The sequence below is a fragment of the Peribacillus tepidiphilus genome (genome assembly GCF_009466385.1).
Taxonomy (GTDB): domain Bacteria; phylum Bacillota; class Bacilli; order Bacillales; family DSM-1321; genus Bacillus_BN; species Bacillus_BN tepidiphilus.
Window position 1 is genome coordinate 36,243 of sequence record NZ_WIAQ01000001.1, and the last position, 25,418, is coordinate 61,660.

Annotated in this window: 23 protein-coding genes, 1 pseudogene and 1 riboswitch; of the genes and pseudogenes, 7 read left to right on the forward strand and 17 right to left on the reverse strand. The window is 38.3% G+C overall.

From position 1 onward, the window contains the following. Positions 1-11 precede the first annotated feature (11 nt). Together GD441_RS00205 and GD441_RS00210 are read right to left on the reverse strand one after the other, a co-directional pair. The gene (locus GD441_RS00205; RefSeq protein WP_420849628.1) at positions 12-212 is read right to left on the reverse strand and encodes a zinc-finger domain-containing protein; all 201 of its coding nucleotides are present in this window, start codon (positions 210-212) and stop codon (positions 12-14) included. Continuing rightward, positions 212-865: a reverse transcriptase-like protein gene (locus GD441_RS00210; protein ID WP_153122472.1), complete on the reverse strand. Its 654-nt coding sequence runs from the start codon at positions 863-865 to the stop codon at positions 212-214. Before GD441_RS00210 ends, GD441_RS00205 begins: the two co-directional genes overlap by 1 nt. 149 nt (positions 866-1,014) lie before the next feature. Here GD441_RS00210 and GD441_RS00215 point away from each other — a divergent pair. From GD441_RS00215 to GD441_RS00225, 3 genes and pseudogenes are all read left to right on the forward strand, one after another. Further along, a pseudogene (locus GD441_RS00215) lies at positions 1,015-1,328 on the forward strand (queuosine precursor transporter); the annotation flags it as partial. A 149-nt stretch (positions 1,329-1,477) separates the two neighbouring features. After that, the gene (locus tag GD441_RS00220; RefSeq protein ID WP_153122474.1) at positions 1,478-1,879 is read left to right on the forward strand and encodes a reverse transcriptase-like protein; all 402 of its coding nucleotides are present in this window, start codon (positions 1,478-1,480) and stop codon (positions 1,877-1,879) included. Further along, positions 1,876-2,808, forward strand: coding sequence for a DMT family transporter (locus GD441_RS00225; RefSeq protein WP_153122476.1), 933 nt, complete (start codon positions 1,876-1,878; stop codon positions 2,806-2,808). The genes GD441_RS00220 and GD441_RS00225 overlap by 4 nt, the downstream gene beginning before the upstream one ends. A gap of 53 nt (positions 2,809-2,861) precedes the next feature. On the opposite strand, the gene GD441_RS00230 is transcribed toward GD441_RS00225, so the two are convergent. The 7 genes from GD441_RS00230 to GD441_RS00260 all read right to left on the reverse strand — a co-directional run bounded on the left by GD441_RS00230 (position 2,862) and on the right by GD441_RS00260 (position 10,714). Beyond that, positions 2,862-3,128: a DUF6123 family protein gene (locus tag GD441_RS00230; RefSeq protein WP_153122478.1), complete on the reverse strand. Its 267-nt coding sequence runs from the start codon at positions 3,126-3,128 to the stop codon at positions 2,862-2,864. Positions 3,129-3,209: 81 nt separating this feature from the next. Then, a complete protein-coding gene (locus tag GD441_RS00235; RefSeq protein WP_420849630.1) occupies positions 3,210-4,067 on the reverse strand; it encodes a 5'-3' exonuclease in 858 nt (285 codons plus the stop codon). A gap of 178 nt (positions 4,068-4,245) precedes the next feature. Next, positions 4,246-4,662 carry a hypothetical protein gene (locus tag GD441_RS00240; RefSeq protein ID WP_153122484.1) on the reverse strand — a complete coding sequence of 139 codons (417 nt, stop codon included), beginning with the start codon at positions 4,660-4,662 and terminating at the stop codon, positions 4,246-4,248. A gap of 22 nt (positions 4,663-4,684) precedes the next feature. After that, positions 4,685-4,951, reverse strand: coding sequence for a rhodanese-like domain-containing protein (locus GD441_RS00245; protein WP_225434099.1), 267 nt, complete (start codon positions 4,949-4,951; stop codon positions 4,685-4,687). Between the two features lie 5 nt (positions 4,952-4,956). Beyond that, entirely contained in the window at positions 4,957-8,649 is a 3,693-nt protein-coding gene (locus tag GD441_RS00250; protein WP_153122488.1) for a dynamin family protein, read from the reverse strand. Positions 8,650-9,092: 443 nt separating this feature from the next. Further along, entirely contained in the window at positions 9,093-9,626 is a 534-nt protein-coding gene (locus GD441_RS00255; protein WP_153122490.1) for an isoprenylcysteine carboxyl methyltransferase family protein, read from the reverse strand. Then, positions 9,623-10,714 carry a type III polyketide synthase gene (locus tag GD441_RS00260; RefSeq protein ID WP_153122492.1) on the reverse strand — a complete coding sequence of 364 codons (1,092 nt, stop codon included), beginning with the start codon at positions 10,712-10,714 and terminating at the stop codon, positions 9,623-9,625. Before GD441_RS00260 ends, GD441_RS00255 begins: the two co-directional genes overlap by 4 nt. Positions 10,715-10,907: 193 nt before the next feature. Between GD441_RS00260 and GD441_RS00265 the strand changes: the two genes are divergently transcribed. Next, a complete protein-coding gene (locus GD441_RS00265) occupies positions 10,908-11,345 on the forward strand; it encodes a chemotaxis protein CheX (RefSeq protein WP_153122494.1) in 438 nt (145 codons plus the stop codon). Positions 11,346-11,691: 346 nt separating this feature from the next. On the opposite strand, the gene GD441_RS00270 is transcribed toward GD441_RS00265, so the two are convergent. Then, on the reverse strand, positions 11,692-13,002 hold the full coding sequence (locus GD441_RS00270; protein ID WP_153122496.1) for a nucleobase:cation symporter-2 family protein: 1,311 nt from the start codon (positions 13,000-13,002) through the stop codon (positions 11,692-11,694). Position 13,003: 1 nt separating this feature from the next. Then, positions 13,004-13,597, reverse strand: a complete 594-nt coding sequence (locus GD441_RS00275; RefSeq protein WP_153122498.1) for a xanthine phosphoribosyltransferase — start codon at positions 13,595-13,597, stop codon at positions 13,004-13,006. Positions 13,598-13,768: 171 nt separating this feature from the next. Further along, positions 13,769-13,870, reverse strand: a riboswitch (purine riboswitch). Positions 13,871-14,265: 395 nt separating this feature from the next. On the opposite strand from GD441_RS00275, the gene GD441_RS00280 reads away from it, so the two are divergent. Genes GD441_RS00280 through GD441_RS00290 form a run of 3 tightly spaced genes read left to right on the forward strand, consistent with a single transcriptional unit; the run spans position 14,266 to position 16,565 of the window. Beyond that, positions 14,266-14,415 (forward strand): cytochrome c oxidase subunit 2A, encoded by a 150-nt coding sequence (locus tag GD441_RS00280; protein ID WP_153122500.1) that lies wholly within the window; start codon positions 14,266-14,268, stop codon positions 14,413-14,415. Between the two features lie 21 nt (positions 14,416-14,436). Next, positions 14,437-14,913: a cytochrome c oxidase subunit II gene (locus tag GD441_RS00285; RefSeq protein ID WP_153122502.1), complete on the forward strand. Its 477-nt coding sequence runs from the start codon at positions 14,437-14,439 to the stop codon at positions 14,911-14,913. Further along, positions 14,913-16,565: a b(o/a)3-type cytochrome-c oxidase subunit 1 gene (locus GD441_RS00290; protein WP_153122504.1), complete on the forward strand. Its 1,653-nt coding sequence runs from the start codon at positions 14,913-14,915 to the stop codon at positions 16,563-16,565. The genes GD441_RS00285 and GD441_RS00290 overlap by 1 nt, the downstream gene beginning before the upstream one ends. A gap of 127 nt (positions 16,566-16,692) precedes the next feature. On the opposite strand, the gene GD441_RS00295 is transcribed toward GD441_RS00290, so the two are convergent. From GD441_RS00295 to GD441_RS00320, 6 genes are all read right to left on the reverse strand, one after another. Further along, entirely contained in the window at positions 16,693-17,601 is a 909-nt protein-coding gene (locus GD441_RS00295) for a DMT family transporter (protein ID WP_153122506.1), read from the reverse strand. Between the two features lie 146 nt (positions 17,602-17,747). Then, entirely contained in the window at positions 17,748-19,253 is a 1,506-nt protein-coding gene (locus GD441_RS00300; RefSeq protein WP_153122508.1) for a carboxypeptidase M32, read from the reverse strand. Positions 19,254-19,556: 303 nt separating this feature from the next. Next, a complete protein-coding gene (locus tag GD441_RS00305; RefSeq protein WP_153122510.1) occupies positions 19,557-21,488 on the reverse strand; it encodes an ATP-dependent DNA helicase in 1,932 nt (643 codons plus the stop codon). 163 nt (positions 21,489-21,651) lie between these two features. Beyond that, positions 21,652-21,819, reverse strand: a complete 168-nt coding sequence (locus GD441_RS00310; RefSeq protein WP_153122512.1) for a hypothetical protein — start codon at positions 21,817-21,819, stop codon at positions 21,652-21,654. A gap of 113 nt (positions 21,820-21,932) precedes the next feature. Then, entirely contained in the window at positions 21,933-23,072 is a 1,140-nt protein-coding gene (locus tag GD441_RS00315) for a THUMP domain-containing class I SAM-dependent RNA methyltransferase (RefSeq protein ID WP_153122514.1), read from the reverse strand. 125 nt (positions 23,073-23,197) lie between these two features. Further along, positions 23,198-25,270: a sensor domain-containing protein gene (locus GD441_RS00320; protein ID WP_225434100.1), complete on the reverse strand. Its 2,073-nt coding sequence runs from the start codon at positions 25,268-25,270 to the stop codon at positions 23,198-23,200. Positions 25,271-25,418 lie beyond the last annotated feature (148 nt).

Sequence of the window (25,418 nt, forward strand, 5' to 3'; positions counted from 1 at the left end):
CTAGAACTGTACTACGTTAACTTACTTCCTATTTGCTGGAGCTTTTCCCCAACTGTACATTTTGTGATGCAAAACTTGTGGGCATAGGCCCTTCCAAATTCTTTCCGAAAATGGGAATATACAAAGCAATCCTTGCAATAGGATGATAAAACTTCCTCTACTTCATTGAAAATTTCTTTCCTTTTCATACGAAAAACTCTCTTTCTGTTCATTATAGCTGCAGCGTACTGCGAACAATTGTCCCTTCCAAAGCTTGGCTGGCGAGCTTATCTGCTTCACTGTTTTGCTTTCTTGAAATCGTTTCATACTGAGGAAGGATGGACAGCTCTTTGATTTTTGCTTCAATACGGTCAAGCCACCGATTAAATTCCTCCTCAAAACAAGGCCAATCCCCCGCTAATTGATTCAATACCACTTGGGAGTCTCCTTTAAACGTAACAGGTTGATGATGGACACCAAGTTCCTCAAGAATCCGCATACCTTCATAAAAAGCAGCATATTCTGCTTCATTATTGGAATTGAGCTGCTCCATTCTTTTATTCACTCTTAATCTTAGCTTTTTATTATTTTGTGTATAATATACTACAATGCCGATTCCAGCCAGTGCTTCATTCTTTAAAAATCCTCCATCAAAATAGACCGTAACATCCTGAGGATCATCCTTGATTTCCTCTAGGAGCTTCTTTAATTCTTTTTTCGTCCAGGAATTTCCTAATTCATCTTCAAACTCGATATTTGTAGCCCGATTCATGTGTTCGAGATCGTCCATAATTAAGAGAGCTTCATTCGCCTGAAGCAGTTCGGAGTAAAAATTAGCACGGGGCTTTTTCGAACCGTTATAGGTCCATTTTATTTTAACTTTCATTATAAATCCCAACTTTCATACATTTTTTCAGAAAAAAACCATTTTTTCTTTTTTCACCTATTATGGATGAATGTATTCTATATTGTATTGACAACTTCATAATTAATGCGGTTCGCAAATTCCCGCTTTATCAAAACTAGGAGGTCCTTATGTTTAATGAATTGTTTGCCCTTGTGATTTTTTATTAGTGCTCGGTATTTACCGCTTCTTCGGTAAAACTGGACTGTTTGTCTGGATCGGATTTTCAACGGTACTGGCTAACCTGCAGGTCGTGAAGACCATCGAAGTTTTCGGACTGACCGCGACATTAGGAAACGCTATGTACGGTACAGCGTTTTTGGTCACTGATCTCTTAAACGAAAAATACGGAAAAGAAGAGGCAAAGAAAGCAGTGTGGCTTGGTTTTTTCACTTTGCTCTCCATGACCATTATTATGCAAATGGTACTCATGTTTAAACCACATGAAAAGGCTCTTTTTTATTATTTTCTTGGTTCCTGTTCTCCATTTATTTTTCCTTCCCCCTTTCATCATAAAAATTTCTATTTATTTCAAAACAATAGACTGATATTATAGTAGGAAAATCAAAAAAATTTCTTCAGGAGGACATTTCATTGATTGAGGTATACATAGACGGTGCCAGTGCTGGAAATCCCGGTCCAAGCGGTGCCGGAATTTTCATCAAAAACAACGGTCAAGTAGAACGATACTCCATTCCTTTGGGCGAAATGGAAAATCATGAAGCAGAGTATCATGCTCTTATAAAAGCTTTAGCCATCTGCGTTGAAAAAGGATTCCAATCGGTTTCCTTCCGTACGGATTCTCAAGCAATTCATGCAGCAATGGAAAAAGAATTCGCCAAAAACAAAAAATATGCCGTTTTATTGGAAGAAGCCTTACGATACTCCAAGCAAATTCCTTTGTTTTTCATTAAATGGATTCCCAGCTCAGAAAATAAGGCAGCCGATGAACTAGCGCGCAGGGCCATTCAAATGAACAAGGAGGCGAACAAGTGAAAAAGAAAAGCTTCATTGCTGATGGCACCTTACTGTTTGTCGTATTTGTGTGGGGAAGTACGTTTGTATTAGTGCAGGATGCCATCTCTTTCTTAGAGCCATTTAGTTTTAACGCAGTTCGTTTTTGTATGGCTTTTTTATTTTTATTGTTTTGGTATCTTTTTTTCTATAAAAAGAAAACCTCGTTCATCCCTTCTAAAAGCTTGCTATTTTCTGGCTTTAAAATGGGGATCTGGCTGTTTCTAGGCTATGCTTTTCAAACCGTTGGTCTATTGACTACGACACCTGCAAAAGCAGGGTTCATTACGGGTTTGAGCGTTGTGCTAGTACCTTTGTTTTCCTTGCTTCTCCTTAAACAAAAACCAAGTAGGAATGCTGTCATTGGAGTGGGATTAGCAACGGTCGGTCTTTATTTCATGACTATGGTAAAAAATGCTTCCCTCACACAGGGAGATTTTTTTGTTTTCCTTTGTGCTATTTCTTTTGCCATGCATATTATTACAACCTCAAAGCATGCCAAGCATTACCCAGCTCTTGAGTTAACGCTTACGCAAATAGCTACAGTCGCCTTGCTGTCCTTCGCTTCAAGCTTTATTTTTGAAAATGCAAACGAAATGTATAGTTTAGACGTTTTCTTACAAAAAGAAGTCCTATCTGCCTTGCTAATCACATCACTATTAGCCACAGCTTTTGCGTTTTTAGCCCAAACGTATTTCCAAGCCTATACTTCCCCAACAAGAGTTGCATTAATCTTTGCAATGGAGCCGGTGTTTGCGGGCGTAACGTCCTTTATGCTCATTTCTGAAAAATTCACAGGCAACATGATTGCTGGGTGCATATTCATCTTTTTAGGGATGATTCTAGCGGAGTGGCCAAGTAAAAATAGTCATTCTTCTACCCAGAATTTGGATACTAATCAAACTGTATAAAAAGAGCTGTCCCAAGAGTGCCTGACTCTTGGGACAGCTTTCATGTAAGAGGTTTAAGAGAATAACCCTTTATTTTCTGCAAATTGAATGGCTTGTTCCCTGTTTTTCACCTTTTGTGTGGTTAATGATTCTAATAGAGATACATAAAAGCTTCCATCAAAACGTTTCTGGATTTTCAGCGTCATTTCGATACATGTATTGACCAGCCAATCTGGTGCATTTGTATATTGCTTCCCAAAATAGATGAATCCGATACTGTCCTCAGCAAACAAAAAGCCTTTCGACTCCAAATAAGAAATGTATTCTTCCACCGTTTTCATGCAGATATATCCCTCTCATACTTTCGTTCTATATCTCTTCTACATTTTACCTTATTTTTCGACAAAAACCTATCATAGATTTTACATTTGCATGACAGAGAAGGGATTCTCGACAAATCGGTAAACGGTTTTTAATTCGTTTTCACGTAAAAATGCGTTCACTTTTTCGTAGTCATATTGAAAAACCGATTCTTCAAGATTGCATTCAACCGGGACATCGCATTTGATTTCTGCAAGCCGTCTAGAAAGATGCAGAAGCTCAAGAGAAGCTTCAATTTTAGCACGTTGGGATTTTGTAAGAGATGGAAGGTTTTCTAAAATACCCTGTATAGAACCATACTGCTGCAGGAGCTTGATCGCAGTTTTTTCCCCGATTCCTTTTACACCAGGATAATTATCAGATGGATCTCCCATTAAGGCTTTTAAATCAATCATTTGCGAAGGAGTAATTCCTTTCCACTCTGTAAACGTTTCTTCTGTATGAACTTCGTAATTTCCGAACCCTTTTTTTAAGAGAATGACAGAAATGTCCTCTTGTATCAGCTGGAGAAGATCTTGGTCTCCTGTCAAAATTCCTATGCTACAATGTTCTCTATTCGTTTTGGCTAACGAACCGATACAATCATCTGCTTCATAGCCTTCAAGTCCGATATTTGGAATATCAAATGCTGAAACCGCCTCTTTTACAAGTTCAAATTGAGGAACTAATTCATCCGGTGGGGCCGGTCTATTACTTTTATAATCTGTAAAAATCTCAGAACGGAACGTCTTGCTCCCCATATCCCAGCATACAACAACGTGCTTCGGTTCAAATTTTTCCACAGCTAAAAGCATATGCTTCAAAAAGCCCTGTACAGCATTAGTCGGTACCCCTTTTGAGTTGAACATAAATTGTCCACTCATGCTTGTGGCATAAAAGGCACGGAATAATAACGCCATCCCATCTATCAATAAATAACGATCTTTTGTATTCAATGAACATTCACTCCTTTTTTTCATCCCTTCATTTTATCACATGTTCAAGCTAATTGGAGTAAACATATTTTCATAGAGACTTTATTTAGGTAATAGAAAAACGTCCTCATGATGACCGATAATTGGAATAACGACCAATATATCAGAATGACGGTTGATATATCCGGTCTAACGGTTGATATTTTGGTTCTGACGACCGATATTTTGTTCCCGACGACCGGTTTATCTTACTTAACGACCGATATTTTGTTCCTGACGACCGATATATTCCTGCTGATGACCGATATATTCCCCCTGACGACCGATATATTCCTGCTGATGACCGATATATTTCCGCTGATGACCGATATATTCCTGCTGACGACCGATATATTCCTCCTGATGACCGATATATTCCTCCTGACGACCGATATATTTCCGCTGATGACCGATATACTCCCGCTGACGATCGATATATTTCCGCTGACGATCGATATATTTCCGCTGACAGTCGATTTATCCAGCTTTTGTGATGATCCCTCTTGCTTTCATCATAATCCCGCCAATCGTTATTTTTCACTTTTAAGAGCTACCTTCGGACTCTAAAAAATAAAAAGAGTGCACAACTTATGTGCACTCAACCCAAATATTCTATTCTTCACAAGTGGAAGAGGGTGTCTTCCGCCATGCTCCTTCACTTCTCCTGAAAGATCCTTTTCAAGATCCATAAAAATAGCGCCCGGAATGTGGCTTTTCTTAAATTGTTGGAATCCGTAGTCTGGATCCCCTAATTTAAACCGACAATCCACAACAACTAAGTCTTCGTTACCCAGCCTTTCCTTTAACCAATCCTGATCAAAGAACACCATCATTTTTACCCCTCGCCCTCATTGGGACTCTTTATTTCTTTTAATTTTGTCAAAGTGTCTTTATAGAGTTTAACAGGAACATGATTGCTTAATGCTGCCTGCAGACCTTCGTACATTTCATCTACTGTTGCTAGGAAATGGTTCTTCATTCGTTGGAATTCACAGTCTAAGTATTTTTGAAACAGCTCCGTCAACATTTTGGTCATTTCATTCACGTATTGATTTGTTGGAAAAGATAGACTTTCTTCGATAGCATCTTTCATTTTTTGTTTTTCATTTTTTTCGAAAAATGCTTTAGGATTTTTAAACAAGCTGAGTTCCCTTTTAAAATGGTCACTATTCAAGTCTTCGAATGCCTTCTTAAAATGAGGAATCTCACAGACTTTCCATTCAAAATTTGCATCAGAAAGGGAATTTCTGATTGATTTCAGCTGTGATAAAAGACTGCTTTGCTTTTCAGCAAGCAATTTTTGCACAAATACTTCCAGTCGAAGCGAAGTGGCCCGTATTTCTTGTGAGAAATCAAAACCAAGACTCTCCAGTAATTCAGAGAGTGCCTGTCTTAAGGCGAGCTTTAAGTCCCTGCCGTCATCTTTAATGATGGACGGATTAAAGGATTCTTTAAAGAAATCACCGTATCTGAGAAATACGCGTTGTCGTGCATAAAACAGCAATTCTTCGCATTCTTTTTGCAATCGTTTCTTTTCTAGCACGATGTGGCTTTCTTCTAACAGCTTTGCCATGCTGGCCTTTTCATTCATGAAGCGATTACGCTCTTTAGCCTTTTCCTCTGCTGAACGCTCTGCAGTCAGAATGACATCTTCAAGCATACGTTCTGCTCTTTCATAGGAGAGATTGGCAGAAGAAAGTACGAGCTCGGTCAATTCATGCTGAATGAAATGATGAAAACTCATTTCGAATGCATTCATCCCGCTATCAGGTAAAAAATGATGCTCAAAACTGCCCGGTTCCAGCTTTTCTGACAAAGCAGCTTTACTTGAAATAGGGAATAGTCTTGGAAAACGAATCCCAAAGCCTAAGAGCTGTTCCTTTATAAAGGTCTGTACATCCTGCAGTTCCTCAGGGGTTTGGGCCAAGTCCACAGCATTTAATAAGAAAAACATTTTATCCATGCTGAATGAGTCCTTTACCCGACCTAGTTGAATGAGGAATTCCCGGTCTGCCTTTGAGAACGGATGATTGTAATAGGTGACGAAAAGAATCGCGTCTGAGTTTTTAATATATTCGAAAGCCGCATCCGTATGGCGTGCATTAATCGAATCGGCACCAGGCGTATCGACGAGCACCATTCCTTGGCGGGTCATTTCACAATCCCAGTACAATTCAATTTCTTCTACAAGACAGGATTTTGATTCATTTGCAGCAAAATCCTGAAACTCTATTAAATCGGTAACGAGTTCACTTCCTAATTTCCCTTTAAATTGGGGGTACCCCACTTTAAAAGCTGCTACAAACGATAAATGAGCTTTTTCTTTCCCATCTCCCTGTTCTTTCACGGAGAGGGTATCTGCCATTTTAAGTGCTTCGTCTAAGCTTTCCGGGTAAAGCCCGAATGCTTTAAAGGCCAACTGGATGTCTGCCAAAAGCATGCTTTCCGTTTTCAGCTTCACTTTTGCTGTGCCATTTCCGTGTGTTCCATTAGGCGGAACGATTTTATTAATGACAGCCGTTGTTGGATTGGGTGAAACAGGCAATACTTTTTCACCAATTAATGCATTGGCAAAAGACGATTTCCCTGCACTAAAAGCTCCAAATAATGCGATCGTAAAGGTTTGGTTTTTCAGCCTGCCTGCTTTTTCCTTCAGCTCTGCTGCTAGCCCTGCAAACCCTGGAAGTTGTTGGATTGTGATCGATGCTTCTTCCAATATGCTTCCCGCTTGGGTGAGCTTTTCTTTCCCTTTTTCATCTATATTTAAATGATCGGAAGAGTGTTGCTCAATAAGCGACGGAGGATCAAACTCTCGAACAGTGTTTGAGGTATTTTTGTCAAAAATCGCCGTTTTAATCGACAGTTCTTCTTGTTTCCATTCGTTTAACAATTTTTCTTCGTATGAAGAATCGATCTCTACATCACCGGATAAGATTTGATGGACTTTCTTTTCTTTTGCTTTAAGCTCCATATTGGCGTTTTCAATCCGGTCAAGTGCAGCTTTATAGTGTAGAACTTTAGATAATTGCTGCTCCAATTCTTCTATAGAAGCTTGCTGTTTTTCTAAAGCTGTTTTTTTGGCTTGCTCAAAAAACGTAAGGGTTGCTAGTTTGGCTTCCCGTTTCAATAGTTCTGCTATTTCATTGCTGAAATGTAAGACATATTCGCCTGTAACAGAAGCTTGGTCCTTTACAGCCAGGGCAATTTTTTCCATCGGTATACTAACCTGTATGCTTTGAGCAAGGCTTTCAAGTTCAAGATCCTGAAGGGAAAGCTGTTTTACATAAGACAAGGCAAGCTCCTTTAAGTGCCAATCCAGTTGAGTTTTTGCTCGTTCCTCAAGACTCTGCTTCAGCTTTTGTTCCCGTACTTCTTTTTCTGCATCCGTTTTAGCTTTAGTGAAAAATAACCCCACTTTAAAGCTTTGTTGGCGAGATTCAAGATATGCCTTTACGAGTTCACGTGTTTCTGCAGGCATTAAATAAGCGTTTTTTAAAATTTTTTCCAAACCTTCATAAAAAACCTTCTCTGCTTGTTCGAATTTCGCAGTCATTTCATTTTTTTGCTGCTGAAGCTGGAAAAGTTCTTGACTAATTCTTGCTTTTTCCTCCGGTTCAAGATTCGAGAGCAGTTCCAAATCTTTTGCAAGCTTTTCCTCACTTTGGTCATGTAACCAATTCAGGTGATCATTCCAAACTCGATCCACAGCAGAATAAACCGACTTTTCAAAAAATTGAACATCCAGAGCTTTTCCATCGTGAATTAAATCCTTTACTTTTTGCAATTCATTATGAGGATGTGCTTGATCTCTTACGGAAGTAAAAAGAATTCCTTCAGGACGGACCTTCCATTGAACAAACGCATCATAAACGGATGCTTTAAAAGCTTTAAAGCTTAATTCAGACTCATCGTGCTTGTCAATTTGATTTACGATCAGATACAGCTTTTTCCCGGCATCGGTTAATTCTTTTGTGAAGAGAAAGTTAACCTCCGATTGCACATGGTTATAATCCATCACGTAAAGAATCATATCTGCCAGGTGAAGGGCTGATTCAGTCGAAACCCTGTGGGCATCATCGGTTGAATCGATTCCCGGTGTATCCATAACTGAAATATTTTCCGGCAATGGAAAGGCAGAAGAACTCAAATGAATTTCTTTTACAGAGTCTCCATCCTTGCAAAAATTCTTAAGATCTTTCATTTCATAAGGTGCTTTAAATAAAATGGGCTCTTCCTTATGGAAAAAAACCTTAGCACTGTCTTTCCCCTTCTTCACCTTTACCAGGTTAGCACTTGTCGGAATAGGGCTTGAAGGCAACACATTTTCCCCTAACAAAAAATTGATCATGCTTGATTTTCCGGCTGAGAAGTGTCCGCAAAACGCAATAATCCATTCTTTATTTTGTATTTTTTGAATTAATTGCTTCATTTTCAGTGCGTTCTTTTCATCTCCACTTTCCAAAAACTCACGATAGAGCAAGATCAGTGAATGAAGCATATTCGTATGTTTCGCTGATGTTTTAATCATAAAAAAATTTCCCCTTGTCCCTTTGTTAAAAAAATTGCTCTTTAAAAGAATATAACACTTTTTTATTGTCTAGCTTCAAGCAGAGCTAACCAGGCGCTTTCCGCTTTTCTTATTGTAAACGATTTCTGCAATTTTTGTTATAAAAACAAAAAGGTCTATGTAGAAATATAAAAAAAACACTAGGTAGCTTACCTAGTGTGAATGGGAACCAATTGTTCATGAGAATTTGTATTTTCCACCATGTTAAATGCTTTAGCAGCAGGCTTTTGTACATTTTTTAAAACATAGACCATAACAACGCTATATGTAATCACTGTTACTAGTATGAATAACCAAACCACGATATAGCACCTTCCTTTAAGGCAGCTTATTTGCCTCTTGAGAATAGTTTTCATCTTCAACTGAAATCTTATCAAAAACGAGAATCATTTTCAATGTTTTTTTTATTTTTTTGACCCTAATTCTTTTTCATAATTTGTGAGAGTTTTTAACGCATTTTCTTCCTCTGGGATCCTAACACTCATCATCCACGCGTTCAGAAACGTAAAGAGAACACCTGTAATGAACGCATTAAATAACAAAGAAATGATGATAATCTCAAGCGCTACAATGACATAATTAGGATGCTTTACATATTTATATGGCCCCTTTTTTATCACGCGCGCACCAGGTAAGACAATAATTTTTGTATTCCAAAACCGTCCTAGAGAAGTTAATGCCCAAATCCTGCCTAGCTGGGTGAGAACAAATAAAACGAGCAAAACCTGCCAAATGGACGACAACCCTCGGGTAAAAAGTAGCACTTCACTAATGATCGAGACAAAAAAGCTAACATGCAGTAAAACCATCCGCCTATAATGTTCCCTACCGAATTCGATTGCTCCCTTTTCTTTCATCCATTGTTCATTTTTTCGGGCAATATACAGCTCAATCAGCCTTTGAACAATAACAAATCCCACGAACAAAAAGAAAATCATGCTTCCCACTTCAATAAAAGCATTTCTGATGAAAAGCCTGGACCAAGCGCTGCAGCTAATCCATATTCTCCTATGCCTACCTCATCTAGCATCACTCTTTCAAGGACATACAATATGGTCGCTGATGACATATTCCCAAAATCATGTAGTACCGCCTTTGAATAGGATAGCATCTCTTCTGTTACCCCTAATTCATGCTGATAAGCATCTAGTACTTTTTTTCCACCAGGATGAGCAATAAATCTTGAGAGGTCTTTCTTCTCCAAGTCAAATTGTTTTAAGAAATGTTTAACATTCGGCAGCAACCAGCCCTTCATTATACTTGGAATGTCTTTAGAAAAAATCACATACAATCCCTCATTTTTCACTTTCCATCCCATTATATCCAATGAATCAGACATTAATGTCGAATGAGTGCCTAAGATTTTAGGCATGTACTTCTTCGCTTTGATTCCCTTTAGATTTGATTCATCTCCACAAACGAGCGCACACGCCACTCCATCACCAAACAAAGAAGTTCCTACAAGATTACTTTTTGAAACATCGTTTTTTTGAAAGGTTAAGCTACAAAGCTCAATGGTTAAAACGATCACATTCGAATTCGGAAAGGCTTTGCAATATTCAAAAGCACGTGCCAATCCTGATGCACCTCCAGCACAGCCCAATCCCCATAATGGAATCCTCTTCGTATGCCGAGAAAATGGTAGTTTATTCATGATCCTGGCATCAATTGTAGGCGTAGCAATACCGGTGCTTGAAACAAAAATGAAAGCATTGATTTCATGTTCATTAACCGTTCTTGTTAAGAATTCAGAGTGAGTTAAACATTTTCTTACAGCTTCAACACCAAATTCAACAGCCTGGTCGATGTATATGTCGTTTTTTTCTTCGAAGGTGTGTTCCTCTTTAAACCATTCTAAATTTCTTGTAAAAAATCGTCTTTTCACCTGCCCATTTTCAAACAACTTCAAAAGCCTGTTTAAATCCTTAAATGACTCGCCAAACATTTCTTTAGCAAAATCCATTGCAAGATTTTGGGATACTTCATGGGGTAAGGGTAAACTTGAGACAGATAAAATAACGGGCATTCCCAATTTCCACCTTTAATAAAAAGTACACATATTTTCCCCATTTTCACAAAAAAAATTCATCCATTTCATTTGACTTTTGTTCTGTTTTTTTAAAAAAATTCTTAAAATATTTGTATTTTACTAAACTCCATACTCGCTATTTTTGATATTATATTAAACAGGTCGGTCAATGTTTGATGGAGGATAACCTATGACAATTAGCATTCATGTTACAAATGTCTTAAATGGCACAATTGAATCAGTTAAATCTGTTATTCCTTTACCTGTTACTATAGAAAAACCGAAGCTGATCCAACAGCCGCTTACTCAGACTTCCATAGGAGTTTTAATTGGTATGACAGGTGATATAATTGAAGGAAGCCAGGATACAATCGGAAGGATTGGACAATCCATGTTTGGAATGCCTTTAGAAGGGGAAATGCTAGAGTCATTTGCTGGAGAACTAGGAAATATGATAGCTGGAAACCTAGCAACAAGCGTGGCCCAAAAAGGTGTAGACATGGATATCACTCCCCCTACAGTCCTTGTCGGTCAAGCAAAAATGTACGGATTCGACAAAGCATTATGTCTGCCGGTATCGTTTACTGAAATAGGAAACATCAAGATCATACTAATGGTAGAGCAGTAAAATGAAAAAGGTAAGTCTGATCTTACAATTCACTACAATTGCTTCTAAGATCAGATTCACCTTTTTTTACGTTTTATGATGTACGTTTTAGGCTTAACAAAACGTTTTACATATTTTTATTGTTTTTTTGTGTTTGGACGTTAATGTGAAGAACCTGAAATTCTTTTCTCCCACATGCCTTGCAGGCTAGCTCGTTCGTACATAAAGTTCTGCAAAAAATGCAATATTTTATCATCATTGTCATCGTTTTCATCCATTCCTTTTCTCATCTTACTATATTGTATTCTTCCCATCATGGATTTGATTACTTTTAAGAAGAAAAAGAATGGTTGTTTATCAAAAAGTATTACGAAGCTTTCCGCTCCTTTAATGCAGGAAGCTTGTTTTCTTTATATTTTGGCAAAATATTAAATACGATGTTTAAGAAAATAGCTGTCAAACTTCCCAAAACGATCCCATTTTCGGTCAATATGCGAATGCTTTCTGGCATTTGGGCAAATAATCCCGGCACAACTGTAACCCCAAGCCCCATTCCAACTGAGCAAGCAATAATTAATAAATTTTCCTGAGAGGCAAAATTAACCTTGCTTAACATCTTAATTCCATATGCTACGACCATCCCGAACATGGCGACCATCGCTCCGCCAAGGACTGAGGCAGGAATAATAGTCGTTAAAGCACCAATTTTCGGTACAAGTCCTAGAAGAACTAATAATCCTCCAGCTGTGTAAATTACACTGTTTGATTTCACTCCTGACAATTGAACAAGACCTACGTTTTGTGAGTAAGTCGTGTAAGGGAAAGCGTTGAACAAACCACCGATTACACTTGCGAGACCTTCAGCTCGATAGCCCTTTGCCAAATCTTTTTCAGAAATCTCTTTTTTACAAATATCGCTAAGTGCATAATAAACGCCTGTCGATTCAACTAAACTTACAATCGCTACAAGGGTCATTGTCAAAATAGCTGTCACATTAAAAGTCGGTGTACCAAAATAAAAGGGTTTGGCCATATGGAACCATGATGCTTCTGATACTGCCGTAAAATGAACCTTGCCCATAAAGGATGCCACAACTGTTCCAGCAACTAAACCTATTAAAATAGAAACCGAGCGAATAAAGCCAGTGAAAAATTTATACAGGAAAATAATAAACAATAATGTTCCAAAAGCAAGGGAAATATTAGAGAGTGAACCGAAATCAGGTGATCCTTGTCCCCCTGCCATATTATTGATCGCAACTGGTATTAGCGTGACTCCAATAATTGTTACGACAGAACCTGTCACAACAGGAGGGAAGAATTTTGCTAGCTTTCCAAAATACTTACTAATCAATACTACAATCAAACCTGAAGATATGATCGCTCCGTAAATGGAAGAGATGCCGTATTGTCCTCCGATTGCAATCATTGGTCCAACTGCGGTAAAGGTACATCCCAATACAACAGGAAGTCCAATCCCAAAAAATTTGTTCGTCCATACTTGAAGCAATGTAGCGATTCCGCACATCATGATGTCGATGGAAACTAAATAAGTCAGCTGCTCCCCTGTTAAATTTAATGCTCCTCCTACGATCAAAGGAACAATGATGGCTCCGGCATACATGGCCAATACATGCTGAATTCCTAATGATGCTAGTCTAAAAGGTTGATTGTTCATATCATTTAACCTCCGCATATTCTTCTTTTAAAAATACAACTTTACCATTTTCCAACGATTCAATTTTTACCAAAGATTTAACCTTCAATCCCTTTTGTCTTAAGAGACGCCCACCGTCTTGGAAAGCTTTTTCTATCACAATCCCAATACCAACTGTTTCAGCCCCTGCCTTTTCGACAATGTCCACCAAGCCTAATGCAGCCTGTCCGTTAGCAAGGAAATCATCAATGATTAGTACTTTATCTTGACTGTTCACAAAATCCGCTGAAATGGTCACTTCATTTGTTTCCTGCTTTGTAAAGGAATAGACAGATGATGTAATAAGGCCTTCTGAAAGTGTCAATGATTTTCTTTTTCTAGCAAAAACCATTGGCACACCTAATTCCAAAGCTGTCATTAATGCTGGACCGATTCCCGACGACTCAATCGTAACAACTTTTGTAATGCCCATGTCTTTAAAAATCGCTGCAAATTCTTCCCCAATTTTTTTCATAAGCTGAGGATCCATTTGATGATTTATGAAGGAATCCACCTTCAAGACTGAAGAGGATAATACTTTGCCTTCCTTCAGTATTTTTTCTTCAAGTTGTTTCAAACATTTTCTCCTCCATTCACATAATTGTTTGCATTCAAAGGTTGTAGGCTTGAGCTTCAAAAAAAGGACCAATCCTTTTGGAAAAAAAATAAGCTCAAGCCTGATTGCTGAATGAAAAGAGTGCAGCAAAAAGACTTGAGCTAAACGTATATAAACATACGAATATTTCAAACTCTGTATTTGCCCACTCATAGTCAGATCATTTACGGTGATCTGGTAGAAACTTGCGGGCCATATCCCCGCGATTATATGAGGGTTTATCTTATTTCCTTGGATTATAACAATAATTCTAACTTTTGAAAAGATATAACCTTTAATAAACGAACTTTTTTTATTACAAATAAATAATTGTTCGTAAATTTACGATTCTCCCTTTTTCACGCTGGAAAAAGCTAAGGAATCGATCCATTGACCCCTGTCTTTATGCTGTTTTTTCGATTGATTCCACCTAATCATCACCTCAAAAAAACTTCACATTTCTTTCACAAATCCCCCATCGATTAAGTGACTAAAATCACTGTTACGACAATTTTCACCTATTAATATAGTAATTAAGTAACGAATGAACAATTTGTGAATTGATGAAAACCATCTAGTAATCTGCAAATTGTTTTGTATTATGAAGATGTACTCATTTTACTTCTAATATTTAGAAAGGAGTGAAAATTATGGCACAGACGGAGTTAAAAAATAAGAATAAAACACATGTCGATGACCACTCATCCTTAAAGGGAACACTTGCATCTGTTTTCATGTTAGGATTCATCCTTATTATTACTTGGGTCAGTGTGTATTTCTTATTTTTAGATCGTTTATAAGAATTTAAGGGGGAAAAAGCCATGCATATGCATAAATTTGAGAAAATATGGCTGATTTTCGGGGTAGGAGCACTGCTTGTATTCCTTACAGTATTAGGTGTTAGCGCTTTCTACATGGGTAACCAGCCACCTAGCTGCTTAGCAACAATCGATCCTGAAAAGGTTGACACAACTAAGCCTTTTAACGAACCAGGATTAAAAAAGGTTGAGGGTGAAGAGTGGGATTATGAGCTTGTATTCGTAGCTTCCGCATTCGCTTACAACCCTGGAAAAGTAGAAATTCCAAAAGGTTCAAAAGTAAAAATCATAGCCACAACGAAAGACGTAATCCACGGATTTGAAGTTGCAGGTACAAACATCAACATGATGCTTGAACCAGGATTTATTAGTGAAAAAGTTGCAACTTTCAATAAACCCGGTGAATATCTAGTCCTATGTAACGAATACTGCGGAGTAGGTCACCACATGATGAACGCAAGAATTGAGGTGGTTGAATAATGCTTAGCCCATCTAACTTCAAAGTGGATGCTCGCGATGCGAAGCTTTCCATGGCTCACTTTTATGTAGCATTTATCGCTTTAGCATTAGGAGGTCTTGCAGGTTTACTGCAAGTATTAGTACGTTCTGGTAAATTTGAGCTTCCTTTAGGTATCAATTATTATCAAGTATTAACGGTACATGGAGTGTTACTTGGACTTGTTCTTACTACATTCTTTATTCTAGGCTTCCAATTTGCCGCTGTTAGCCGTACTACAGGAGCCCTTTCAAATGGTGCTCGCTTAGCAGGCTGGATTGGCTTCTGGGTTATGACAATCGGAACGGCTATGGCTGCTGCAATGGTATTATTAAACGAAGCATCTGTATTATTTACATTCTACGCTCCGCTAAAAGCACACCCAATTTTCTATATCGGCTTAACATTAGTTGTTATAGGAAGCTGGATCGCTGGCGGTGCGATGATTACGAATTATACAAGATGGAAAAAGCAAAACCCTGGAAAAGTAAGTCCTTTATTAACGTTCATGGTTGTCGTGAACACGATTCTTTGGATCGTTGCGACAATTGGAGTCGCTGCAACTGTTTTAATACAAATCCTTCCTTGGTCTTTAGGATTAGTCGATACTATTGACGTTTTAATTAGTCGCACATTATTCTGGTATTTCGGTCATCCACTTGTTTACTTCTGGTTGCTGCCTGCTTATATGTGCTGGTACGTTATTATTCCAAAAGTTATTGGTGGAAAGATTTTCTCTGATTCACTAGCTCGTATGTCTTTCATTTTATTCTTGATCTTCTCGGTACCTGTAGGTTTCCACCATCAGTTAATGGAACCAGGTATTGACCCAGCTTGGAAGTTCTTACAAGTTATCTTGACATTCCTAGTCGTTATTCCATCTTTAATGACTGCATTCTCGATGTTTGCTACGTTTGAAATGTACGGTCGTTCTAAAGGTGCTACTGGATTGTTCGGTTGGATTAAGAAACTTCCTTGGGGAGATGCGCGTTTCGTTGTTCCATTCATCGGAATGGTAGCGTTCATCCCAGCTGGTGCGGGCGGTATGGTTAACGCTTCCCACCAACTAAACCAAGTGGTTCACAACACGATTTGGGTAACTGGTCACTTCCACTTGACCCTTGCAACTGCTGTTGTTTTAACGTTCTTTGGTATTTCTTACTGGCTTGTGCCTCACTTAACAGGCCGTGTATTAACGAAGAAAATGAATAAGCTTGCTATTGTTCAAGGTGTCGTTTGGGCTATCGGTATGGCATTCATGTCTGGCGCTATGCACAGTGCTGGATTATTAGGAGCCCCTCGTCGTTCTTCATTCTCTACGTACGGCGATGCTGCTCAAGCTCATGAATGGATTCCATATCAAATCGCACAAGCAGTCGGAGGATCAATTTTATTCATAGGAATCATCCTTGTTCTTATCATCTTTGTTAACCTAGCTTTCTTTGCTCCTAAAGGTGAGCAGGAATTCCCTGTTGGAGAAGTGGCAGATGCTGCAGAAAAAACTCCACTTGTGTTCGAAAACTGGAAGCTATGGCTTGGAATTACAGTTGTGTTAATTCTATTCGCTTACACGATTCCATTTATTGATATGATCCAAAATGCTCCTCCGGGATCAAAAGGATATAAGCTTTGGTAATTTACTAACATAAAAAAGGTGGCATTAACCCCGATCAGCGGAGTTTAATGCCACCTTTTAATTTTTATTGAATTTTCCAGAATATACAAATTGATGAGGCTTTTTTGGTGTACGATCGAGGTTTATTTCATTTGATTTCCTCCACGTTTTGTTTCTTCTTCAAACGTTCAGGAAGATTATAAAAGATCAGTGCTCCTAATATTAAGATCGCTCCAGTAAGCTGTAAGGACTGTATACTTTCATTAAATACAATGAAACCAACAAGCATAGCAGCTACAGGCTCAACGGTTGTTAAAATGGACGCTTTGCTGCTTTCCATCGTTTGCAATCCACTCGTATACAGGAGATAAGCTAATACCGTTGAAACCGTGCCCAATCCCAAAATTAATACGATTACATTCCCATTTAAAATTCGATCTGCCTTATTCCAAATTCCTGTAATCGGCAGCAAAAAGACAGAAGCGACAATGAAGGTATAAAGAGTGATCGTAAAAGATTGATATTTACGTAGAGCAAGCTTTCCGAAAATGCTATATAAGGCATACCCCAATCCCGCTCCTAAACCAATTAGGTAGCCAAGCAGATCGCCCGAGCGGATTCCTTCAACTGATACTTCAGCAACCAAACCACAGCCGACAATCGTAAGTGCTAATAAAATAAACTTTTTGAAGGTGAATTTTTCCCCTAAAAATAAAGCAGATAATACCATCACAAACACAGGTGCCGTATATAACAAAATCACAGCTGTAGAAATAGACAACCGATTTATACTAGAGAAATAACACCAATTAAAGAATACGATGCTAAGGATGCCCGTTCCAATAAACAAATGAGCATCTTTATAAGAAATTTTCAGTTGGGATTTATATTTCATCGCTCCTAAAATCAGCAGCAGCACACTGGATATAATCACCCGTATCGTTACAATTTCCATGGCTGTAAAGCCCGCCTTCGTTAAACCTTTAACAAATATGCCTATGATTCCCCAAAATATAGCAGCTAATACGATGAACAAAACCGCATAGGATTTTTTCATTTTCCCACTCCCAGAGCAATACGCTATTGAAATTAAATCAAACAAATTCTCGTTTTTTAGATAGAATAGGACTTCCAAAACTGAAAGTCCTCTGTTTTTTGTCTACTTATTTTAGTTGGAAGTGTTTTTTACTCCACTTCCACGGATTATAATCCATAAATTTTTGAATATTTGTCTTCTAGGTAATCAATTAAATATTGGGCGTTCAGACCTTCTCCGGTAATTTCATGTAAAAGCTCCAACGGCTTTTTCATCTTGCCATGCTGATGGATCTTTTCGTTTAGCCATTTCTTGATTGGTGTGATATCCCCCTCTTCAAGCAAGCTGTCGAAATTCGGTAAGTCCTTTAGCATGCTATGCTTGAATTGTGCTGCATACATGTAACCGAGTGCATAGGATGGAAAATAACCGAAGCTACCACCTGACCAGTGCACATCCTGCAGAACGCCTTCGCCATTATGTTTCGGAACAACGCCAAGATATTCCTCATATTTCTTGTTCCAAACTTCCGGTAAATCCTTTACTTCTAACTCACCATTAAACAAGGCTTTTTCTATTTCATATCTCACCATGATATGCAGCGGATAGGTAAGTTCATCTGCTTCAATTCGAATGAGCGATGGCTTAGATTCATTGATGGCACGGTAAAAATCATCAAGAGATACATGGCTGAACTGCTCTGGTGCATACTTCTTCAGCAATTCATAGTGCTTCTTCCAAAAACTATAGTTTCTTCCGATAAAGTTTTCAAAGAATAAGGATTGAGATTCATGAATTCCCATAGACGTTCCAGATGCCAGCAGCGTCCCGGTTAATTTCGGTGAAATATTTTGCTCATAAATGGCGTGACCGCATTCATGAATTGTACCAAATACAGCTGTACGGAAATCTTTTTCATCGTACTTTGTCGTAATACGGACGTCACCAATATTTAACGTGATTTCAAACGGATGGACCGTTTCGTCTAAACGTCCAGCTTCAAAGTCATAGCCAAGCTCCTTTAACAGCTCAATGCTAAATTCACGCTGTTTGCTTTTCGGGAAATGATGAAATAAAAAATCTGTTTCTGGCTTGTTTCCACTATCCATAATTTTTTTCACTAAAGGTACGATTCGTTCCCTTAATTGCCCAAAAACCTGATCTAAAACATCGACAGTCATTCCCGGTTCATATAAATCTAACAGCACATTATATGGGTTTTCTTCATAGCCCCAATATTCCAGGAATTTTCTATTATACTTGACTACTTCCTCTAAATAAGGTTGAAACAGGCTAAAATCAGAAGCCGCTTTTGCTTCCTCCCATTTGCTTTCAGATTTTGATAACAAAACAACATATTCTTTGTACTCATCTTCTGGAATTTTCTTATTGCGATCGTATTCTTTTTTGCATTCTTCTAGTTGCTTTACTGTAATATCAGAAAGCTGATCCTTTTCATTCGATAATGTATCAATGAAATAAGCCATCTTTTCACTGGTCGACATTTTAAACACTTCTGATGAGAGCATGCCGACCACTTCAGAACGCTGCTCAATCCCTTTTTTAGGAGCTCCTGTTCTCATATCCCAAAATATTAAGGATAATGCTTCATTGTAGGCGGCCATTTTTTTTACGTATTCGTGAAATTCTTGTTGCACCTTATTCACAGTCATTCTTTTTCCCCCTCACATAGGACTTAGCTTTTTGATGTATGATTGCCATAGACTAGGCAGAAAAACCACAGTCTTGTAAGGTTCATTTTATCATAGCCTTTCTCATATTTTCCAATTATTTAAAAAATTGAAGATACGTAAAATAAAAGGGATTGTCCAGAAAGTCAGTTTTCCTGACTTTTCTGGAGCCTCTTTTTATCAGAGAAAAATCCAAATAACACAAAAGCAAGTGGAGAAAAACGGATCGTTTTTCTCCACTTGCTTCATTTTAGGGACTTTTTAGACAACACCAACTAATATTCACTACTCTATAATCGCAGGTTGGACCGGAAGAATATCCAATATTTTATTAAACACTTCTTTTTCAAGATGTTCGGGAACAAAAATGGAAACTGTTCCGTAGTCTTCACTTGTACGGATTAATCTGCCGATTCCTTGACGAAGCCGTAGCAACATATAAGGAAGGTCTACCTCCTCAAATGGTTTTTCAACTGCATTTCTTTTCGCTTGAAAAACAGGATCCTTTGGCGGGAATGGAAGCGAAAAAATGATTACGTTTCGTAAAGACTCGCCAGGAACATCTAAACCTTCCCATAGGTGATAGGATAAAAGCACAGATTCCTGATGGGATTGAAACTTCTTAACGAGTGAACTAATTTCTTCGTCTCCCTCATAATAAAAAGGAACCGGCAGGCTTTTAGCAGAAGCTGCACCTTTAAAGCACTGCAGTTCTTCTTTTGAAGAAAAGAGAACTAACGTACTTCCATTCGCTTTTTCAATCGAATCTAACGTAAAAGCCATTTTCTGTTCAAAGTTTTCATCATTGGCCTTGACAAGGTTGACTTTCATTACTTCCTCATAATCAAATGGCGATGCAACCGAAAAGCTTACGTAATCTGATATCCCTAAGCTTTCAGCGATATAATCAAATGAACCGTTTTCCGAGAGGGTTGCTGATGAAAACACATAAGGCACTTTCTTCGAAAACACCTCTTCAGAAAGGATTTGATTGACAAGTCTAGGCATGATGACTACACTCCTGGACTCATCGTTCATTTCAAACCAAGAGATCGCTTCGTTACTCCTTATAAATAATGAAAGAGAATAAGAGATCTGGTCCAAAAACTCCTCACTGATTTTTAAATCATATTCATTGATCGTATAAAGTTCCGCTTCAAAAACCAAAGCCTCCTGCAGTGCTTCAATTTTTTCGTACAGCTTCTTCGCCATTTTTTTCGCTTGATCAAGGTTTTGTATTTCATATCGATCCGAGCCCACGACATTCTCTGCAGTGGATGCAAGCATTTGGAAAAATTCATTGTTTAAATCAATGATATCCTCCATTAAGAAAAGCGTTTCTTCACGAACATCATTAGCAATGAGAGTTTGTAAAATATTCGCAAGGGAATTCTCAGAAATTTTATACGTTAGCGCCTTTTGGGCAGCAAATTCAAGCAGATGCCCTTCATCGAAAACTACACAGCTGTAATCAGGTAAAAGAGGCAACTGCCCCTCCCTTTTTCTGGACTCCTTTGTCCAAACGTGCTCCATAAAAAAGTCGTGGGAGCAAATAATTAAGTCTTGCGATTTTCGGTAATAATCACGTGAAAGTGTTTGTCCGCATCGATGTCTTTTGTCGCACGTAAAACAATTTTGCAATGGATCCCATCCGACCATTGCCCATTCTTCATCGTTTAAGTAAGGATATTGTTTTCGATCTCCATATGCTTCATAGGTCGCCATGGACCCTGCTTCATGAACGAATGGAGGAAGCTCATCGTATACTCTATCGATCGCCTCAGACTCTACGATGTTTACTGCATGGTCTAATTTCTTTAAGCAAAGGTACTGGTCTCTTGCCTTTGCCATGCGAACATCAATTTGGATCCCTAGTGCGTTTTTTATTTTCGCAATATCGCCTTCTTCTTTAACGAGCTGCTCAATTAATGTTTCATCCGCACAGGAAATAATGGCTGGCTTGTTTGTATAACGTGCATAGCAAATCGCATAAAGGAGATAAACAAGCGTTTTCCCCGTGCCTACTCCAGCTTCAGCAAAAACAATCTTTTTTTCTTTAAAGGCTTTTTCTAGCTGAAACGCCATAAAGATTTGCTCATCTCTTAGCTCAAATCCTTGTTCTGGAAGAATATCGTAAAATACATCCCCAATCCATTCAGATAACTTGTCGTAAAATGAATCCGTTTTTGAGACAGTAAAAGGCAGTGTTTTTAGCATCCGTATATTCCTCTCCTCCATAACGTACAAACAAAACTATATTTTCTCAAAAAAATGCTATTTTTTCAATCCTTATATTTGTTACAAAAAAAACAAAATGTCCAACCTCTCCATTGAAGACTTTGTGGAAATGGTCAGACATTTTTCACTTTTCTTTTATCGTTTATTTCGCTTTTTGAAGATGAAATGTTAGTGCTTTGTTTAGGTTTCTTTCCGCCTTCTCTAATTGCACCTTGCACTCATCTGTTAATCCCCCGTAGCTTTCCAATGTGGTATACGAAGACTGAATCGCTTTCGATATTAATTGGAAATTTACCTTAGTATGGTACATCGTCACCACTCCTTTTTCAAAGATATATTCATACTATGTGCAAAAGGAGTGGGTTATACTTACTCTTTTCCGCAAAAACCATATAGCGGTATTCCAACCCGGTCCCTTCGTATTTACTCTTTTCTTGGTGGACGCTTGCCCCAATATTGATAAAAGTCTGTTTTGATGAACCCGTTAAACAATTTTCGTTTTTTGGTAGCTGGCTTACCATATAGCTTTTCGAAATCCTCATGTGAAGTGAGCATATAGATCGACCATGTCTCTAATGACTCATAGGCTTTTCCAAGGTCTCGATATAATTGTTCAACTGCATTTTTTTCCCCTAATCGCTCTCCATATGGAGGATTTCCAACAATCACACCGTATTCCTTATTTGTTCTAAAATCTTTCGCTTGCATTTGCTTCCAATTGATTAGATCGCCAAGACCTGCTTCAAAGCTATTCTTTTTTGCCATTTCAATCATTCGATGATCGATGTCGTGGCCGGATATATCTAGCGGCTGATCGTAGTTCGCTAAATCTTCAGCTTCCGTTCTCACTTCATCCCAAACCTTTTCAGGAATCCAGTGCCATGTTTCAGAAACGAATTCTCTATTGAAGCCAGGGGCTATATTCTGTCCGATTAATGCGGCTTCGATCGGTATTGTTCCCGATCCGCAAAATGGATCCACAAATGGTCGGTCTGGATGCCAATTCGTTAACTGTACGAGTGCAGCAGCAAGTGTTTCCTTCAATGGGGCCTCTCCTTGTCCTATACGATATCCCCTTTTATGAAGTCCTGCTCCTGAAGAATCAATGGTTAATGTGGCGACATCCTTTAATAGGGATACCTCTATTTTGTATAGAGGACCCTTTTCTTCGAACCAGGAGACTCTACGATACTTTTGTTTCAATCGTTCCACAATGGCTTTTTTCACAATGGCTTGGCAATCTGGAACGCTAAATAGCTTAGATTTAACGGATTTTCCCGTTACTGGAAATTCAGCATCCTCGGGGATAAATTGTTCCCATGGGAGAGCTTTTGTTTTTTCAAATAATTCATCAAACGTAAACGCCTTAAATTCCCCAACTTTGACTCGGATGCGGTCAGCCGTTCTCAGCCACATGTTGCTTCTTGCAATTGCCTTTTCATCCCCAAGGTAGGTCACCTTCCCGTTGTCCACCTTGCAATCATATCCGAGATTTTTTACTTCTTTTGCCACAATGGCCTCTAAACCCATTGCGGCAGTTGCAATAATTTCGTATTGATTCATTCTATCACCTAATTCCTTTTGCAAAAAAGCGAAACGGTTTAAACGAGTTTTTCACCCGAAATAACCATTCCACCCCCCATTTATATTATGATTTCTCACCACGAACATTCATCTTAGATTCGACGCTATTCCAGCAAATCTTTGTCCCATAGCTCCAAAAAGTCGATTAATTCATTTAAAGGAAGCGGTTTCGTAATATAATACCCTTGAACATAATTACACCCTTCATCCTTTAGAAATTTGTATTGCTTCTTTCCTTCCACACCTTCGGCCACTACATCTAAATTAAGGCGATGTGCCATTGTAATGATTGCGCGGACAATCGAAGCATCTTCTTTATATACATTAAGCTTTTTGATAAAACTTTGGTCGATTTTTAAAATATCGATCGGAAAGCGATGTAAATAACTAAGAGAAGAATATCCCGTTCCAAAATCATCAATAGAAAGCTTAATCCCAAGCTGCTTTAACTTAACCAGCTTGTTAATGGCTTCTGAAGCATTCGGCATGATCATACTTTCCGTTAACTCTAATTCAAGACAGTGAGGATTGACATTTGTATTTTGCACGATACTACTAACGTTTTTCACAAATTCGTCCTGATTGAAATGAAGTCCTGATATATTCACACTAACCCTTAAAGAATGAAACCCTAAAAGATGAAGTCTCTTAGCATCTTCGCAAGCTTGTCTAATTACCCATTCACTGATCGGGATTATAAGACCCGTCTCTTCTGCGATTGGGATAAATTCTGCAGGAGAGATGGCGCCAAACTCTTCTTGATTCCATCTTAAGAGCGCTTCCACTCCGGTTATCTGACCCGTTCTAGTATCAACCTGCGGATGGTAATGCAAGGAAAGCTCCTGTCTATCCAGTGCTTTTCGCAAGCAATTTTCGAGCTTCATCTGTCTCGTTTCATTCTCATGATGAAGTCCAGTATGGTAAAACTCAAAACTGTTTTTCCCATTTGATTTTGCCTGATACATGGCACGGTCTGCATTCTTTAACAACGTATACACATCATCACCATCATATGGATACAAGGAAATTCCGATACTCGTCGAGATATAAACCTCTTGATCGTGGAGCTGGAACGAATTCTTCAAGCTGTTAATAATATCTTTTGAAACCGCTACTGCTTCTCTGGCATGCTTAATATTCGGTAGGACGATCACAAACTCGTCCCCTCCTAGCCTAGAAATAATATCCTTGTTTTTCAGCAATCCTTTTAGTCGAGCTGATACCTTTTTCAATAATAGGTCTCCGTAATTATGACCTAATGTATCATTCACTTGCTTAAATCTGTCAAGGTCTAAAAACAGAACCGCAACCATTTGATTATACTTTTTCGCAGTAACTAATAATCTTTCCAAACTTTTATTTAGTAAATACCTGTTAGCCGTACCCGTCAACACATCATAGTGGGCAAGCTTTCTTAATTGTTCCTCCGCTTGCTTCCGGTCGGTGATATCAGAAAAAACAGCGACATAGTTTGTGATATTTCCAAGCTCATCATAGATTGAACTAATCGTTAACCATTCAGGGAATACTTCGCCGTTCTTTCTCTTATTCCAAATCTCGCCTTTCCACCGCCCTTTATTCGAAATCTCACTCCACATTTCGTTATAAAACTCCTGATTGTGCAGGCCAGATTGGAGAATGTTTGGATTCTTCCCAACTACCTCCTCTTCAGTATACCCTGTTACAATCTGAAAAGCTGGATTTACTGAAATGATCCGACCTTTCTTATCTGTTATAAGAACACCCTCACTAATATTTTCAAAAATTTTATCGGCCAATAAGAGCTCGTTCTCAGACTTTTTCTGATGCGTAATATCTTCTAAAATAGCCAAAAAATATCTAGTTGAATCAGATTGTAGGACTTTCTGTAGCTTTAGCTTAGCAATAAAATGATTTCCTGACTTTTTAACTGTATGTACTTCACCCATCCACTTGCTTGACAGATTCAATTTACTCCAGATTTCCAAAAATTCCGTTCCTTGTTTGAATAAAACAGAAAAATGACTCCCTACTAGTTCCTCAGATTTAAAACCTGTAATCGATTCAGAAGGTTGATTGCATGTCAAAATAATCCCTTCATCATTCAGTATAAATACGGCCACTTCGATATGCTGAAACACTAATTCTGATAATGTCAATTGTTCTCCAAGGTTTAAGAACGTATCTTGATTCTTCACCTTTTTTCCCCCATTGTAGATCCCAAAATATTGATGTTGTTTTACCATAGGTGCACTGCTCCCGTGTAGTTACCTTTTATATAATAGTAACTGAATTCATGTTTTATCGAATTCATAAAATTGGTGCCTCTTATCGTTTGGGATAGCC